Source organism: Pistricoccus aurantiacus (assembly GCF_007954585.1).
Taxonomy (GTDB): domain Bacteria; phylum Pseudomonadota; class Gammaproteobacteria; order Pseudomonadales; family Halomonadaceae; genus Pistricoccus; species Pistricoccus aurantiacus.
This window is the reverse complement of the sequence record NZ_CP042382.1, coordinates 3225328-3239309: the sequence shown is the minus strand read 5'-3', so window position 1 is coordinate 3239309 and position 13982 is coordinate 3225328. Positions and strand designations below refer to the sequence as shown.

The following is a 13982-nucleotide window of genomic DNA, read 5'->3' as shown; positions in this document are numbered from 1 at the left end:
GCCGAATCTCGTGCCCATGGTGATTCGCAAGCCCATGAGCATAGCACTCGTAATGAGTTTAACCATGCTGACGTTGGCAGATATATGCAACTAATGGGTCAGGAGGCGCGTCACGCAGCCACCTTGCTACGGCGCCAGGACACTGCCACCAAGAATGCCGCCTTGCAAGCCATCGCCCGTCATCTGGAAGCTTCGCGTCAAGACCTGCTGGACGCCAACCGGGCGGATCTCCAGCGTGGCGAAGAAGTCGGGCTCGAAGCGGCGCTGCTAGATCGCCTGGCCCTCGACGACTCGCGGATCGACGCCATGATCGAAGGCCTCTCCCAGGTCGCCGGGCTGCCGGATCCGGTGGGCGAGATCGACGGCCTTCGCTCCCGCCCCAGCGGCATTCAGGTCGGACAGATGCGAGTGCCTCTGGGGGTGATCGGTATCATCTACGAGTCCCGGCCCAATGTCACCGTGGAAGCCGCCAGCCTGTGCCTGAAATCCGGCAACGCTTGCATCTTGCGCGGCGGCTCCGAAGCCCGCGACAGCAACGCGGCGATCGCCGCCTGTATTCAGGGGGGGCTGAGCGAGGCCGGTCTACCCCCGGCGACGGTCCAGGTGGTGGCAACCACGGATCGAGAGGCGGTGGGTCACCTGATTCGCATGGAAGAATTCGTCGACGTGATCATTCCTCGGGGAGGGAAGTCGCTGATCGAGCGGATCTCCCGGGAGGCACGGGTGCCGGTCATCAAGCACCTTGACGGTGTCTGCCATGTCTACGTGGACGCCACGGCGGACCTCGACAAGGCGCTGGCCATCGCCGTCAACGCCAAGACCCAGCGCTACGGTACCTGCAATACCATGGAAACCCTGCTGCTGGATGCGCCGATCGCCGAAGTACTGCTCCCGGCCCTGGCGGAAGCCTATGCGGAACACGAGGTGGAGCTGCGCGGCTGCGAACAGACCTGTCATATCCTGGGCGATATCGTCAGCGCGGGCGAGTCGGACTGGGGCGCGGAATATCTGGCGCCGGTGCTGGCCATAAAAGTGGTGGACGGCATGAATGAAGCGATCGCGCATATCGAGCGCTTCGGTTCCCACCACACGGATGCCATCGTCACCGAAAATTACACCCTGGCCCGACGCTTCCTGGCGGAGGTGGATTCGAGCTCGGTGATGGTCAACGCCTCCACGCGCTTCGCCGACGGCTTCGAGTACGGGCTGGGGGCCGAGATCGGCATCTCCACGGACAAGCTGCACGCCCGGGGGCCGGTCGGTCTGGAAGGGTTGACTACCCGCAAGTACGTGGTGTTGGGAGACGGGCAGATCCGTGGCTGAATCCGAGAGGGAAAACCGCCCGCCGCGTATCGGCATGTTCGGCGGCACCTTCGATCCAGTGCATCACGGCCACTTGCGCAGTGCCGTCGAGCTGAGCGAGGCGCTGGGGCTCGATCGCCTGCACATGATTCCCGCCCATGTGCCGCCGCACCGCGAAGCGCCGGGGGTTTCCAGCGATCAGCGTCTGAGCATGCTGCGCCTGGGTGTCGAGGGTGCGCCGGGGCTCGTCGCCGACGATCGGGAGCTACGTCGGGAGGGGCCATCCTATTCCGTGGATACCCTGGCGAGTCTGCGAGAGGAGTACGGGCCGCGGGCGCGGCTGATCATGATGCTGGGCCATGATGCCTTTCTTTCCCTGCACCGCTGGTATCAGCCGCAGCGGCTTTTCGAGCTGGCGCATCTGGTGGTGGTGGACCGCCCGGATCATGAGGATGAGCTGCCGCAAGCGGTCAGAGCACTGGTCGAGGGTCGCGAGGCACGAAGCGGCGACGAGCTCATGCAATCCCCTCGGGGCGGCTGGCTGAGGCTGGCGCTCCCCAGCCGCCTGGCGATTTCCGCCACCCATATTCGCCAATGCCTGCTGGAAGAACGCAGCGTGCGCTATCTCCTGCCCCTTTCGGTGATTGAACATATCCAGATGCAAGGGCTCTATTCAGGACTTCGTCACTGTGCGGTCCAGCGCCGATGAACTATTTTGAAGATGAGCTGTTTTGAAAATGAACTGTTTTGAAATAGCCCAAAGATTTTCTTTTCCAGAGGATCGATACTGCCGCGATAGCGTCAAACTCAGTAGAATGCCCGAATCGAGTCAAATATGAATCTTTTTCAAGACAATACAAAGAGGTGCCATGCATAACGATGCGCTCAAGACCCTAGTAATCGACGCCCTGGAAGAGCTCAAGGCCAAGGATATCGCCACCCTCGACGTCTCCCGTCTGATCAGCGTCACCGACCTGATGATGGTCGCCAGCGGAACTTCCAGCCGCCATGTGTCCGCTCTGGCCAACAACGTGGTAGAGCGAGCCAAGCAGGAAGGCGTCATGCCCCTGGGGGTCGAGGGCAAGAACGGCGCGGACTGGGTGCTGGTGGACCTGGGCAACGTGGTGGTTCACGTCATGATGCCGGAAACCCGCCAGCTTTATGATCTGGAGCGGCTTTGGTCGGATCTGCCCAGTGATCTGGACGAAATGCAGCGCAGCGGCAGCCAGGGGTGAAGATACGCCTTCTGGCGGTAGGCACACGCATGCCCGCCTGGGTCGAACAGGGCGTCGAGGAATACCGCAAACGCCTGCCTCGAGACTTTTCCCTGGAAATCCACGAGATCGCCCTGGGTAGCCGCGGCAAGCATACGGACGTGACCCGGGCGGTGGCGCAAGAGGGCGCGCGCATGCGCGAGCGACTGCGGGACAACGAGCATCGGGTTGCTCTGGAGGTCAAGGGCCAGCCCTGGAGCACCGAGCGGCTGGCGAAAGAAGCGGATCTCTGGCGTCTGGAAGGGCGCGATGTTGCCCTGCTGGTGGGGGGGCCGGACGGGCTGGACCCGGTGCTGACCGCCGGCGTGGATCAGTGCTGGTCGCTGTCTCCGTTGACCTTGCCACATCCCCTGGTTCGACTGATCCTGGCTGAGCAGCTGTATCGTGCCTGGACCCTGCTGGTCGGCCATCCTTATCATCGCTGAGCGCATGTTCATTTTGCGTTTTACGCCGGCCAGACATGGATGAAATCTGACCGTTCGTAAGTTTGAATCAGGCGTCTTATCTAAATGCGCTATTTTTTCTGGTTTTTCTAAGTCTAAGGATGGTCCTGATCTGGTATTGTGCCTCCATGTCGCGCCTCGCGTTTTGCTGCCCTCGAATAGTTTTCGGTATACCTAGCCCCAACCATGCCTAGACCTCGCCACACCCTGAAGAATGCTCATCAGGAAATGCAGCTGATTCGCGTACGCTCTTGGGTGGCGGCGCTGGCGGTGCTTGTATTGATCGGGGTGCTGGCGAGTCGGTTGGTCTATCTGCAGGTCATGCAGCACGATGTCTATATCACCCGCTCTGAAAAGAATCGGGTAAGAGTCGAGCCGCTGCCGCCCACCCGGGGGCTGATTTTCGATCGTCGCGGGGAGCTGCTGGCGGAGAATCGGCCCACCTACAACCTGACCCTGGTACGGGAGCGGGCCGACGATCTCGATGCCACTCTCGAACTGCTGGCGGAACTGCTGGAGCTTCCGGAGAAGGAGATCGAAGCCTTTCGTCAACGCTCGCGCCAGCGCCAGCGACCCTACCAGCCGGCGCTCTTGATGAGCGACCTGGATGCCCGGCAGATCGCGCGGCTCGCGGTCAATCGCTATCGGCTTCCCGGCGTCGAGGTCGAGGGGCAGCTGCTGCGCTACTATCCGGACCCCGAGATCATGTCCCACGCCCTGGGTTTCGTGGGGCGCATCAATACCGATGAACTCGAGCGGCTTGACTCGGGAAACTATGCCGGCACCCATTTTATCGGCAAGACCGGGGTCGAGCGCTTTTACGAAGACGCGCTGCACGGCAAGGCGGGGCTACGCAAGATCGAAACCAACGCCCGGGGCAGAGTATTGAGGGAACTCGAGCGTAGCGATCCCGTGCCCGGTCAGGATCTGACCCTGACCCTGGACAAGCGCATGCAGCAACTGGCGGTGGATCTGCTGGGCGGACGCCGAGGATCGATCGTCGCCATCGAACCCGCCACCGGCGATATCCTGGCCATGGTGTCGACGCCGGGCTTCGACAGCAATCAGTTCGTCACCGGCATCAGCGTGGCGAACTATCGCGAACTGCAGGACGACATCGATCTGCCGCTGTTCAATCGCGCCACCCGCGGCCACTACCCGCCAGGGTCGACGATCAAGCCCTTCATGGCCATCGCCGGCTTGAGCGAGGGTAGGATCACGCCGCGCACGACGATTCGTGATCCCGGTTACTATCAGTTGCCCAACGATTCTCGGCGCTATCGCAACTGGCTGCGCTGGGGGCACGGACGGGTCGATCTGGAGCGGGCGCTGGAAGTCTCCAACAACACCTATTTTTATTCACTGGCTCACGAACTGGGTATCGACGGTATTTCCCGCCAGCTGCGCCGCTTCGGATTCGGAGAGCGGGTCGCCGAGGATATCTACGGAGAAAGCCCGGGGCTGCTGCCTTCCCGGGAGTGGAAGCGCGGGCGCTTCGACATGCCCTGGTATCCCGGCGAGACCCTGTCCGCGGGTATCGGCCAGGGCTATTGGCAGATCACGCCGCTGCAGCTGGCCAGCGCCACGGCGCTGCTGGCCAATCGCGGGCATCGGGTACCGCCGCATCTGGCGGCCAGAGTCGGGGATAAAGAAGTGAGGATGGACAGGACGAAGATCGAGCCAGATATCGAACTGGCCGACGCTGGCTGGTGGCAAGATGTCATCGACGGCATGGAAGCCGTGTTGTCCGGCCGCGAAGGCACCGCCCGGCGCAGCGGACAAGGGCTCAAGTATCGCATGGCGGGCAAGTCCGGTACCGCCCAGGTGTTTTCCCTGGGCAAGGACGAGAAATACAACGCCGAGGAACTGGCGGAACGGTTGCGTGATCATGCGTTGTTCATGGCCTTCGCGCCGGTGGAAGATCCGCAGATCGCCGTGGCGGTGATCGTCGAGAACGCCGGTGGCGGCAGCAGTCACGCGGCGCATCTGGCCCGGGCCATGACGGACAAATGGCTGCTGGACTTCAAGCACCTGCCGCGGCTTCAGCGGGCAGGGAACGACAATACATCCGTAACGACGCAGAAAACTCCCGGGGGGGTCGAAGGCTGATGGGACTGACGACGTTGGCAAACAGGCCTCCTTTCGCGGCTCACCACGCATCACGACGCCTGCTGGGGGCGCCGCCGGGCAGCATGGCGGGGCGTCGCAGCCTGTGGGATCGCCTGTCCCTCGATCCTTGGCTGATGCTGATGCTTCTGCTGCTGCTGGCGGGCGGACTGGTCGTGCTGTACAGCGCCAGCGGCCAGCGCATGGCGACGGTGATCGCCCAGACCAGCCGGCTGGGCGTGGCGCTGGCGGCCATGGGCATCATTGCCCAGCTTACGCCTCGCACGCTGATGCGCTGGACGCCGCTGGTCTATGGGTTGACTCTGGCCATGCTGGTCGCCGTGGAAATCATGGGCGACATCGGCATGGGCGCTCAGCGCTGGCTGGTCATTCCTGGCCTCATGCGCTTTCAGCCCTCCGAGCTGATGAAGCTTGCCATGCCGATGATGGTGGCGACCTATCTGGCCCGGCGCCATCTGCCGCCGAGCTTCGCGGATCTGGGGGTATGCGCGCTGATCATGGCGGCGCCGGTGATCCTGATCGCCCGGCAGCCGGATCTGGGCACCGCGCTGCTGGTGGCTTGCGCCGGCATGTTCGTGGTACTGCTGGCGGGCCTGACCTGGCGTTTCATCCTGTTTCTCGGCGTGCTGATCGGCGGCGCGCTGCCGCTTCTTTGGTTCACCATGCACAACTACCAGCGCCAGCGGGTGTTGACGTTTCTGCATCCGGAGAGCGACCCGCTGGGCGCCGGCTGGAATATCATTCAGTCCACCACGGCGCTTGGCAGCGGCGGTATCTGGGGCAAGGGATGGCTGCAGGGCACCCAGTCCCAGCTGGAATTCCTGCCGGAGCGTCACACGGATTTCATCGTCGCGGTGCTGGGGGAGGAATTCGGTCTGTTCGGCATGCTGCTGGTGCTATGCCTGTATCTGTTGATCGTGATGCGCGGGCTGTGGCTCGCCAATCAGGCCCAGGACAGTTTCGGACGTCTGCTGGCGGGCAGTATCATCTTGACGTTCTTCATCTATGTTTTCGTCAATGTCGGCATGGTCAGCGGCATTCTGCCGGTGGTGGGAGTCCCCTTGCCCTTGGTCAGCTACGGCGGCACCTCCAGCGTGACCTTGCTGGCGGGTTTCGGTATTCTCATGGCCATTTACGCCCACCATCGGCGACGATCGTCGCGCTAGCGATTCAAGCCAGGAGCAACGTATTGATGAGGGAAGGTTCCATGTTGAAAGGCAAGGCGCGGATGCTGGACATTGCACGGCTATCCTTGATGCTGTTATGCCTCGCGCCGCTAAGTGTCGCACTGGGGGCTGATGCGGATGCAGAAAAGAACTTCGACCCTGAAAAGCAGCCGCCGGTGAAAGCGCTGGTCGATAGCCTGAGCACCCAGGGCCTGTCCCGAAACTGGCTTGAAGCCGTCATGAAAGAGGCGCATTACCGTCAGGAAGTGCTCGACGCCATGGCTGGTGCCGCGGAGCGTAATCTGCGCTGGGACGAATATCGCAATATCTTCATGAAGCCGGCACGCATTCTGCGTGGCGCTGCGTTCATCGCCACTCACAAGAACGCCTTCGACCGCGCCCGAGAGGAATATGGCGTGCCCGCGGAATTCATCGCCGCCATCCTGGGGGTGGAAACCGACTATGGCCGAGTGACCGGCAAGCATCGAGTGCTCGACTCCTTGGCGACCCTGGCGTTTCACCATCCGCAGCGCGGCGGCTTCTTTCGCCGCGAACTGGCGGCCTTTCTGACCATCTCTCACGATGAGGAGGTAGATCCCGCCACGCTTAAGGGATCCTACGCCGGGGCCATGGGCTATCCGCAGTTCATTCCCACCAGCTATCAGGCCTACGCGGTGGATTTCGACGGCGACGGCCATCGTGACCTGTGGCATAACCCGGTGGATGCCATCGGCAGCATCGCCAACTATTTCGCCGTGCACGGCTGGCGAGAGGAAGAGGGGGTGGTGCTGGACGCCCAGGGGCCAGAGGAGTTGCCTCGGGACGTCGCCTTCAACCAGACCAAGCCCCCCTACGCGACCCTGGCGAGTCTAGGTGAAAAAGGCATCGTTCCGGCCGGGCCGGAACCGCTGGCTGCGGATCGCCAGGTCATTCCCCTGGCGCTGGATTACGCCGACGATCAATATCGCTATCGGCTCGGGTTGAACAACTTCTACGTGATTACCCGCTATAACCATAGCCATCTCTATGCCATGGCGGTGTGCGAACTGGCGGATGCCATCGCCCAGTTGCGCGAGAAGGCGGAGACGCTGAGCCAGCCCCAACCGGGCAAAATGCAAGGAGCCAACTCATGAAAGCCATCTTGATTTTGCTCGGGGCCGCGACGCTGCTGGCGGGCTGTTCCGGGGGCGGCGGTACGCGCCCGGACACGGCGGACAAGCCCGTCGACGCCGGCGGACGCTACGCCATGCAAAGCGACGCTTACCCGGAGCTTCCCCCGGACGTGGCCAAGGTGCCGAACGCGGTGCCCCGGGTAGAGCCTAGAGCCGCCGGCGGCAACAAGCCGGTCTACAGCGTCTGGGGAAAGACCTACCGCGTGCTCGATGATGCCAGCGGCTACAGCCGTCAGGGCACCGCTTCCTGGTATGGCGAGAAGTTTCAGGGTTACGCCACCGCCAGCGGCGATATCTACGACATGTACGAGATGACCGCCGCCCACAAGACGCTGCCGCTACCCACCTATGCCCGGGTCACCAATCTGGACAACCAGCGTTCGGTGATCGTGCGTATCAACGATCGCGGACCGTTTCACGAGGATCGCGAAATCGATCTGTCCTACGCGGCGGCGGCGAAGCTGGATATCCTCGGTCGCGGCACAGGCCGGGTGCAGGTGGACGCCATCGACCCGGTCGCCTGGCAGGCTGCTCGTCGGCAGGACGCCGGGCCCGGGGTCGTCGCCGCCACGCCGCCACCGGCGGAAACTCGCCCCGCCCAGTCGGCGTCTTCCACCGCCGGCGCCCCGGTCTATCTTCAGGTGGCGGCGCTTGGTTCCATGGATAGCGCCCGTTCGCTGAAGGCGCGGCTGCAGAACGAGCTCTCCACGCCGGTACGGGTGGAAAGCGACGAGCGTCTGCATCGAGTGCAGGTGGGGCCGGTCAACGGCCCCGGTGAACTCGAACCGCTGCGCGCGACCCTGCGTCAGGCGGGATTTCCCAAAACCCTGGTCATCGATACGGCACGCTAGTGCTTCGCGGGTGAGGGCCTGCTGCCGTAGTTTGCCGATAATTCCAACCTAGCCAACCCAACCAAGAGAAGTAGCGTAATGAGTGTGTTTTCGTCTTTCACGGCCGCGCGCCGCCTCGTACCGGCTGCCTTGCTGAGCCTGCTGACGCTGACGTTGCCGGTACAGGCCCAGCAGGTGGACAAGTTGCCCAGCATGGTGCCGTCACCGCCGAGCCTGGCGGCGTCCTCCTGGATATTGATGGACGCGGCAAGCGGCGAGGTGCTGATCGAGCACAACGCGGACGAGGCGCTGCCGCCGGCCAGCCTGACCAAGCTGATGACTGCCTATCTGGTGGAGCATGAAATCGAAAATGGCAAGCTGAGCGCGGAGGATCAGGTCAGCATCAGTGTCAACGCCTGGCGTACCGGCGGCTCCAAGATGTTCATTCAGGAAGGCACCCAGGTCAGCGTCGATGATCTGCTCAAGGGCGTGATCATCCAGTCTGGCAACGATGCCAGCGTCGCCCTGGCGGAGCATATCGCCGGCGGCGAGTCCGCCTTCGCGGATCTGATGAATCAGCAGGCGCGCCGTATCGGAATGGACAACACGCACTTCATGAATGCCACCGGCCTGCCCGACGAGGATCACTATGCCTCGGCTCGCGATCTGGCGCGGCTTTCTCGACACATCATCAATGACTATCCGGCGCACTACGCGCTCTATTCCGAGAAATACTTCACCTACAACGACATTCGCCAGCCCAACCGCAACCTGTTGCTGTGGCGGGACAACAGCGTCGACGGCCTGAAAACCGGCCATACGGAAGCAGCGGGTTATTGTCTGGTGGCCTCCGCCAAGCGTGATGACATGCGGTTGATCTCCGTGGTCATGGGCACCAAATCCACGGAAGCCCGCGCTCAGGAAACCCAGAAACTCCTGAGCTACGGTTTCCGCTTCTTCGAGCCCCTGGACGTCTACGAGCAGGACGCGGTGCTGGCGACGCCCCGGGTCTGGGGCGGCAGTGAAGATACCGTAAGGGTGGGCGTCGATCAGGCGGTCAAGCTGGTGGTTCCCCGGGGCAAGAGCGAGGCGGTGACAACGAGCCTTGATTTGCCGGCGTCCTTGGACGCGCCCATCGAGGCCGGACAGGAGCTAGGCACCCTGGAAATCAAACTCGACGACAAGGTGATTGAAACCCGTCCCTTGCTTGCGCTGGAAGGCGTCGAGGAGGGCGGTTTCTTCAAGCGCCTGCTCGACACAGTACGCAAGTTTTTTGCTGGCCTGTTTGATTAATAATGACTATCGGTAGGCCGACCTCGAGCGAAGGCGCTGTGAACCCATCCTTGGGCGCTACTTTTGTCATCCATGACAAAAGACCTTCTTTCGAGGCCGGCCTACCGGTGATTTGACGTTATTACAAGGCGCTTGGCTGAGATTGGCTAGAGTTTGGCGACAAATGAATTGTTGAGTAGAATGGTCGGGTATAATAAGTCGAATATTTGCCGAGAACCTGTTAGAGCATATTTATGACGCATCAGCCTTCCAAGGATTCATTGCGAGATCTGCGTCTGGAAACCGCCAAGGGAAGCTCGCCCAAGGTGACCTTCCCCTGCGCCTATTCTCTCAAGGTGGTGGGCGATGCGGGGGATGATTTCGTCGATCTGGTGACGGCCATTGTCCTTCGTCACGATCCGACATTCGACCCCGCCGACGCTCAGGTGGTGGACAGTCGCAACGGCAGGTTCCAGTCCGTGCGCCTGACCATCAATGCCAGCGGGGAAGCCCAGCTCAAGGCGTTGTTCGACGAATTGAAAGCCACCGGCCAGGTGCATATGGTGATATGACCGCTCGCTTTCATGAAGAGCCAGTCAAGTCGACTTCGGATCCAAAAGATCAGGACATGGAATTCGATGTCTATCGTCTGGGCTGTCAGCCCTACGAGACGGTCTGGCGGGCCATGCGTGAATTCACGGATCAGCGCGATGCGAATTCACGAGATCAGCTATGGCTGGTGGAGCATTGGCCGGTATTCACTCAGGGCCAGGCCGGGCGCCCGGAACATCTGCTGTTGCCTGGCGATATCCCCGTGGTGCAGACGGATCGCGGCGGGCAAGTGACCTATCACGGGCCCGGCCAGCTGGTGCTGTATCCGCTGCTGAACGTCAAGCGTCTGCATCTGGGCGTGCGCGAACTGGTCAGCGCTCTGGAGAACGCGGTGATTGCCGCGCTTTCGGAACAGGATGTGGAAGCTCGAGCGCGTCGGGATGCGCCGGGCGTCTATGTGGGTGATGCCAAGATCGCTTCCCTGGGGCTGCGGATTCGCCGCGGTTGCAGCTTTCACGGCGTCGCGTTCAATGTCGATATGGATCTTTCGCCGTTTTCGCGAATCAATCCTTGTGGCTACGCCGGTCTCGAAATGACCCAACTGGCGGATCTGATATCAAATTCGCCGAATATGACACAGGAAGCCACGCGGCTGATACGCTGTTTCACCGACACGCTCAATCATTCATTTCACGCTCCTATCACTCTTGTTGAAGAGCGCGACATGCCGCCAAGCCTGACGGCGTCCGCCGCGCTTTCACGAACCGCGGGATAACCGAACCATGACCGAGACGACTGCCGTATCCTCCGATAAAGCCGCCATCCAGGCCGCTGCCATAAAAGCCGCCGCCGCCAAGGCCGCGCGTGCCAAGCAGGCGCGGGCGGAACGCGGTGTCAAGCTGCGTGGCGCCGAGAAGGTGGCGCGTATTCCGGTCAAGATAATTCCTACCGAGACGCTGCCCAAGAAACCCGAGTGGCTGCGGGTGCGTATGCCGATTTCAACGGAAGTCACGCGCATCAAGAACACCGTTCGCAAGCATGGCCTGCACACGGTTTGCGAGGAAGCCTCCTGTCCCAACCTGGGGGAGTGCTTCAACGGCGGCACCGCGACCTTCATGGTCATGGGGGATATCTGTACTCGCCGCTGTCCCTTCTGCGACGTGGCTCACGGCCGCCCCAATGCCCTCAACGAAAAGGAGCCGCGAGAGCTGGCGGAAGCCATCGCCGAGATGCGCCTCAAGTACGTGGTGGTGACCTCCGTGGACCGGGACGATCTACGCGACGGCGGCGCGCAGCACATTGCCAACTGCATTCGCGAGATTCGCAACGACAGCCCCCATATCGAAATCGAGGTGCTGGTGCCGGATTTCCGCGGACGCATGGAAGTGGCGCTGGATATTCTCGAGCAGACGCCGCCGGATGTGTTCAATCACAATCTGGAAACCGTGCCCTCACTGTATCGCCGGGTGCGCCCCGGGGCGGACTACCAGTGGTCCCTGGACCTGCTGAAAGGCTACAAGGCTCGCCGCTCGGAAGTGCTGACCAAGTCCGGCCTGATGCTGGGGGTCGGCGAAACCGACGAGCAGGTGATCGAGGTGATGCACGACCTGCGCGCTCACAATGTCGACATGCTGACGCTGGGGCAATACATGCAGCCCTCTCGCAACCATCTGCCTGTGGATCGCTGGGTACACCCGAAGTCCTTCGACTGGTTCGCGGAGCAGGGCAAGGCGATGGGCTTCACTCACGTGGCCTCCGGCCCGCTAGTGCGTTCTTCCTATCACGCGGACAAGCAGGCTCACGGCGTCGAGGTCAAATAGGCTGTCAACTGCGTTTCCAGTAAAAAATGGCCCCGCTGATCAGCGGGGCCATTTTCATTCGTCTTCGTCCAACTCCTCGAGCGCGTCCTCGTGAGAAAGCCTTAACCCCTGGGGCGGCAGCTTCGTGCCGTCCAGTGTGGCGTGACCTTCCTCATCGAGTTTCAGTCTTCCTTCGAGAAACCAGCGCACCGCGATCGGGTAGATCAGGTGTTCTCGGGCGTGAATCTTCCGCTTGAGCGTTTCTTCATCATCGCCGGGCTCGACCTTGAGCGCCGCCTGGATGGCCACCGGGCCGCCATCCAGCTCGTCGGTGACGAAATGGACGCTGGCGCCGTGTTCCAGTGCGCCATCCGCCAGCACCCGGGCGTGAGTGTTCAAGCCGGTGTAGGCAGGTAGCAGGGAAGGATGAATATTCAAGAGCCTGCCGGCGAAGCGGGCAACGAAGCGTGGGCTCAGGATGCGCATGAAGCCCGCCAGTACCACCAGGTCCGGCTCGTGGCGTTCGATCACCTTGATCAAGGCGCCATCGAAGGCGTCACGGCTTTCGTATTCGCGGTGGGGCAGGGCGACCGCGTCGATACCCGCGTCCTTGGCGCGCTTGAGACCATGGGCATCCACCTGATTGGAAATCACCGCGACGATCTCGCCGCCCAGTTCATCGTAGGACTGAGCGTCGATGAGCGCCTGCAGGTTGCTGCCGTTGCCGGAAATCAACACCACCACCCGACGACGCCCGACGCTTTCCGGGTCGAATCCTTGACGATTGTCCGTGTTCATGGCCGAGCCTCCTTCACAGATTCTCGAGCAGCACTTGAGGGCCGTCTCCGTCACGCTCGACGATGCTACCTAGGCGATAAACGCTTTCGCCTTGTTCCCGCAGGTGGCGAATAGCCTGCTCCGCCTGTTCTCCGGGCACCACCGCCACCATGCCGATACCGCAGTTGAGCACGCGATACATTTCCTCCGCGGCCACGTTGCCCTGCCGCTGGAGCCAGTCGAAGACCTCGGGTCGCGGCCAGGCCTGGGTGTCGAGGTGCGCCGCCAAGTGCTCCGGCAGCACTCGAGGCAGGTTCTCGCTCAGGCCGCCGCCGGTGATATGGCACAGGCCGTGTACTGCAACGTCGCTTTCACGAATCAAGGACAGCAGCGCCTTGACGTAGATGCGCGTCGGCGCCAGCAGGGCGTCTCGCAGCGCCACGCCATCTACCTGGGTATCCAGCGGCTGGCCGCTGATCTCGAGAATCTTGCGAATCAGCGAGTAGCCGTTGGAATGCGGACCGGAAGAGGCAAGCCCCAGCAGCACGTCGCCTTCGCTCACCCGGCTGCCGTCGATGATCTCGGATTTCTCCACCACGCCGACGCAGAACCCCGCCAGGTCGTAGTCGTTGCCCGCGTACATGCCGGGCATCTCCGCGGTTTCGCCGCCCACCAGGGCGCAGCCCGCCTGGGCGCAGCCTTCGCCGATGCCCGTGACCACGTCCGCGGCGATTTCCACATCGAGCTTGCCGGTGGCGTAATAGTCGAGGAAGAACAGCGGCTCAGCGCCGGCTACGACCAGGTCGTTGACGCACATCGCCACCAGATCGATACCGATGGTATCGTGTCGGCCGAAATCCATCGCCAGGCGCAGCTTGGTGCCCACCCCGTCGGTGCCGGAGACCAGTACCGGCTCCCGGTAGCCGCCGGGCAGTTCGCACAGGGCGCCGAATCCTCCCAGGCCGCCCAGCACTTCCGGGCGCGTGGTGCGCTTGGCGACGCCCTTGATACGCTCCACCAAGGCGTTGCCGGCATCGATATCCACTCCGGCATCCCTGTAGCTGAGCGAGGGCCTCGGGTTCGAACCGGCGCCGTTGGAAGAAGAAGGATGATCGGGGGTCATGAAAAAGTCCTGTCGCGATGCCTGCCTGAAGAAGGCGGGAATTGTAGCATCACCCCCAGGGTGTCGCATCGTTCATGAGAACCCCGTTGTCAGCGGTGACAGGCTGATAGGCAGGCGAAGAAAAGCGTATCATGAGCACCGAACC

The 13982-nt window shown here is 62.2% G+C and carries 14 protein-coding genes; 12 read left to right on the top strand and 2 right to left on the bottom strand.

The features are described from left to right. Nucleotides 1–84 precede the first annotated feature (84 nt). The 12 genes from FGL86_RS15325 to lipA all read left to right on the top strand — a co-directional run bounded on the left by FGL86_RS15325 (nucleotide 85) and on the right by lipA (nucleotide 11958). A complete protein-coding gene (locus tag FGL86_RS15325) occupies nucleotides 85–1323 on the top strand; it encodes a glutamate-5-semialdehyde dehydrogenase (protein ID WP_246131659.1) in 1239 nt (412 codons plus the stop codon). Between the two features lie 34 nt (nucleotides 1324–1357). After that, nucleotides 1358–2011, top strand: coding sequence for a nicotinate-nucleotide adenylyltransferase (gene nadD, locus FGL86_RS15320; RefSeq protein WP_147186237.1), 654 nt, complete (start codon nucleotides 1358–1360; stop codon nucleotides 2009–2011). A 160-nt stretch (nucleotides 2012–2171) separates the two neighbouring features. Continuing rightward, nucleotides 2172–2537 (top strand): ribosome silencing factor, encoded by a 366-nt coding sequence (gene rsfS, locus FGL86_RS15315; protein WP_147185531.1) that lies wholly within the window; start codon nucleotides 2172–2174, stop codon nucleotides 2535–2537. After that, nucleotides 2534–3001 (top strand): 23S rRNA (pseudouridine(1915)-N(3))-methyltransferase RlmH, encoded by a 468-nt coding sequence (rlmH, locus tag FGL86_RS15310; protein WP_147185529.1) that lies wholly within the window; start codon nucleotides 2534–2536, stop codon nucleotides 2999–3001. The genes rsfS and rlmH overlap by 4 nt, the downstream gene beginning before the upstream one ends. A gap of 204 nt (nucleotides 3002–3205) precedes the next feature. Then, entirely contained in the window at nucleotides 3206–5128 is a 1923-nt protein-coding gene (mrdA, locus tag FGL86_RS15305; RefSeq protein WP_147185527.1) for a penicillin-binding protein 2, read from the top strand. A gap of 83 nt (nucleotides 5129–5211) precedes the next feature. Then, nucleotides 5212–6312: a rod shape-determining protein RodA gene (gene rodA, locus FGL86_RS15300; RefSeq protein ID WP_246131812.1), complete on the top strand. Its 1101-nt coding sequence runs from the start codon at nucleotides 5212–5214 to the stop codon at nucleotides 6310–6312. A gap of 41 nt (nucleotides 6313–6353) precedes the next feature. Further along, complete coding sequence (mltB, locus tag FGL86_RS15295) at nucleotides 6354–7445, top strand: lytic murein transglycosylase B (RefSeq protein WP_246131658.1); 1092 nt, start codon at nucleotides 6354–6356, stop codon at nucleotides 7443–7445. Next, a complete protein-coding gene (locus FGL86_RS15290) occupies nucleotides 7442–8335 on the top strand; it encodes a septal ring lytic transglycosylase RlpA family protein (RefSeq protein ID WP_147185524.1) in 894 nt (297 codons plus the stop codon). The genes mltB and FGL86_RS15290 overlap by 4 nt, the downstream gene beginning before the upstream one ends. A 78-nt stretch (nucleotides 8336–8413) precedes the next feature. Beyond that, entirely contained in the window at nucleotides 8414–9607 is a 1194-nt protein-coding gene (locus FGL86_RS15285; RefSeq protein ID WP_147185522.1) for a D-alanyl-D-alanine carboxypeptidase family protein, read from the top strand. A gap of 233 nt (nucleotides 9608–9840) precedes the next feature. After that, a complete protein-coding gene (locus FGL86_RS15280) occupies nucleotides 9841–10158 on the top strand; it encodes an HP0495 family protein (RefSeq protein WP_147185520.1) in 318 nt (105 codons plus the stop codon). A 56-nt stretch (nucleotides 10159–10214) separates the two neighbouring features. Then, nucleotides 10215–10913 carry a lipoyl(octanoyl) transferase LipB gene (gene lipB, locus FGL86_RS15275; RefSeq protein WP_147186235.1) on the top strand — a complete coding sequence of 233 codons (699 nt, stop codon included), beginning with the start codon at nucleotides 10215–10217 and terminating at the stop codon, nucleotides 10911–10913. A gap of 7 nt (nucleotides 10914–10920) precedes the next feature. Continuing rightward, nucleotides 10921–11958 carry a lipoyl synthase gene (gene lipA / locus FGL86_RS15270; RefSeq protein WP_147185518.1) on the top strand — a complete coding sequence of 346 codons (1038 nt, stop codon included), beginning with the start codon at nucleotides 10921–10923 and terminating at the stop codon, nucleotides 11956–11958. A gap of 54 nt (nucleotides 11959–12012) precedes the next feature. Here the strand turns inward: lipA and purN are convergent, their stop codons facing one another. Together purN and purM are read right to left on the bottom strand one after the other, a co-directional pair. Further along, nucleotides 12013–12735: a phosphoribosylglycinamide formyltransferase gene (purN, locus tag FGL86_RS15265; protein WP_147185516.1), complete on the bottom strand. Its 723-nt coding sequence runs from the start codon at nucleotides 12733–12735 to the stop codon at nucleotides 12013–12015. Between the two features lie 13 nt (nucleotides 12736–12748). Continuing rightward, nucleotides 12749–13837, bottom strand: coding sequence for a phosphoribosylformylglycinamidine cyclo-ligase (purM, locus tag FGL86_RS15260; RefSeq protein WP_147185514.1), 1089 nt, complete (start codon nucleotides 13835–13837; stop codon nucleotides 12749–12751). Nucleotides 13838–13982 lie beyond the last annotated feature (145 nt).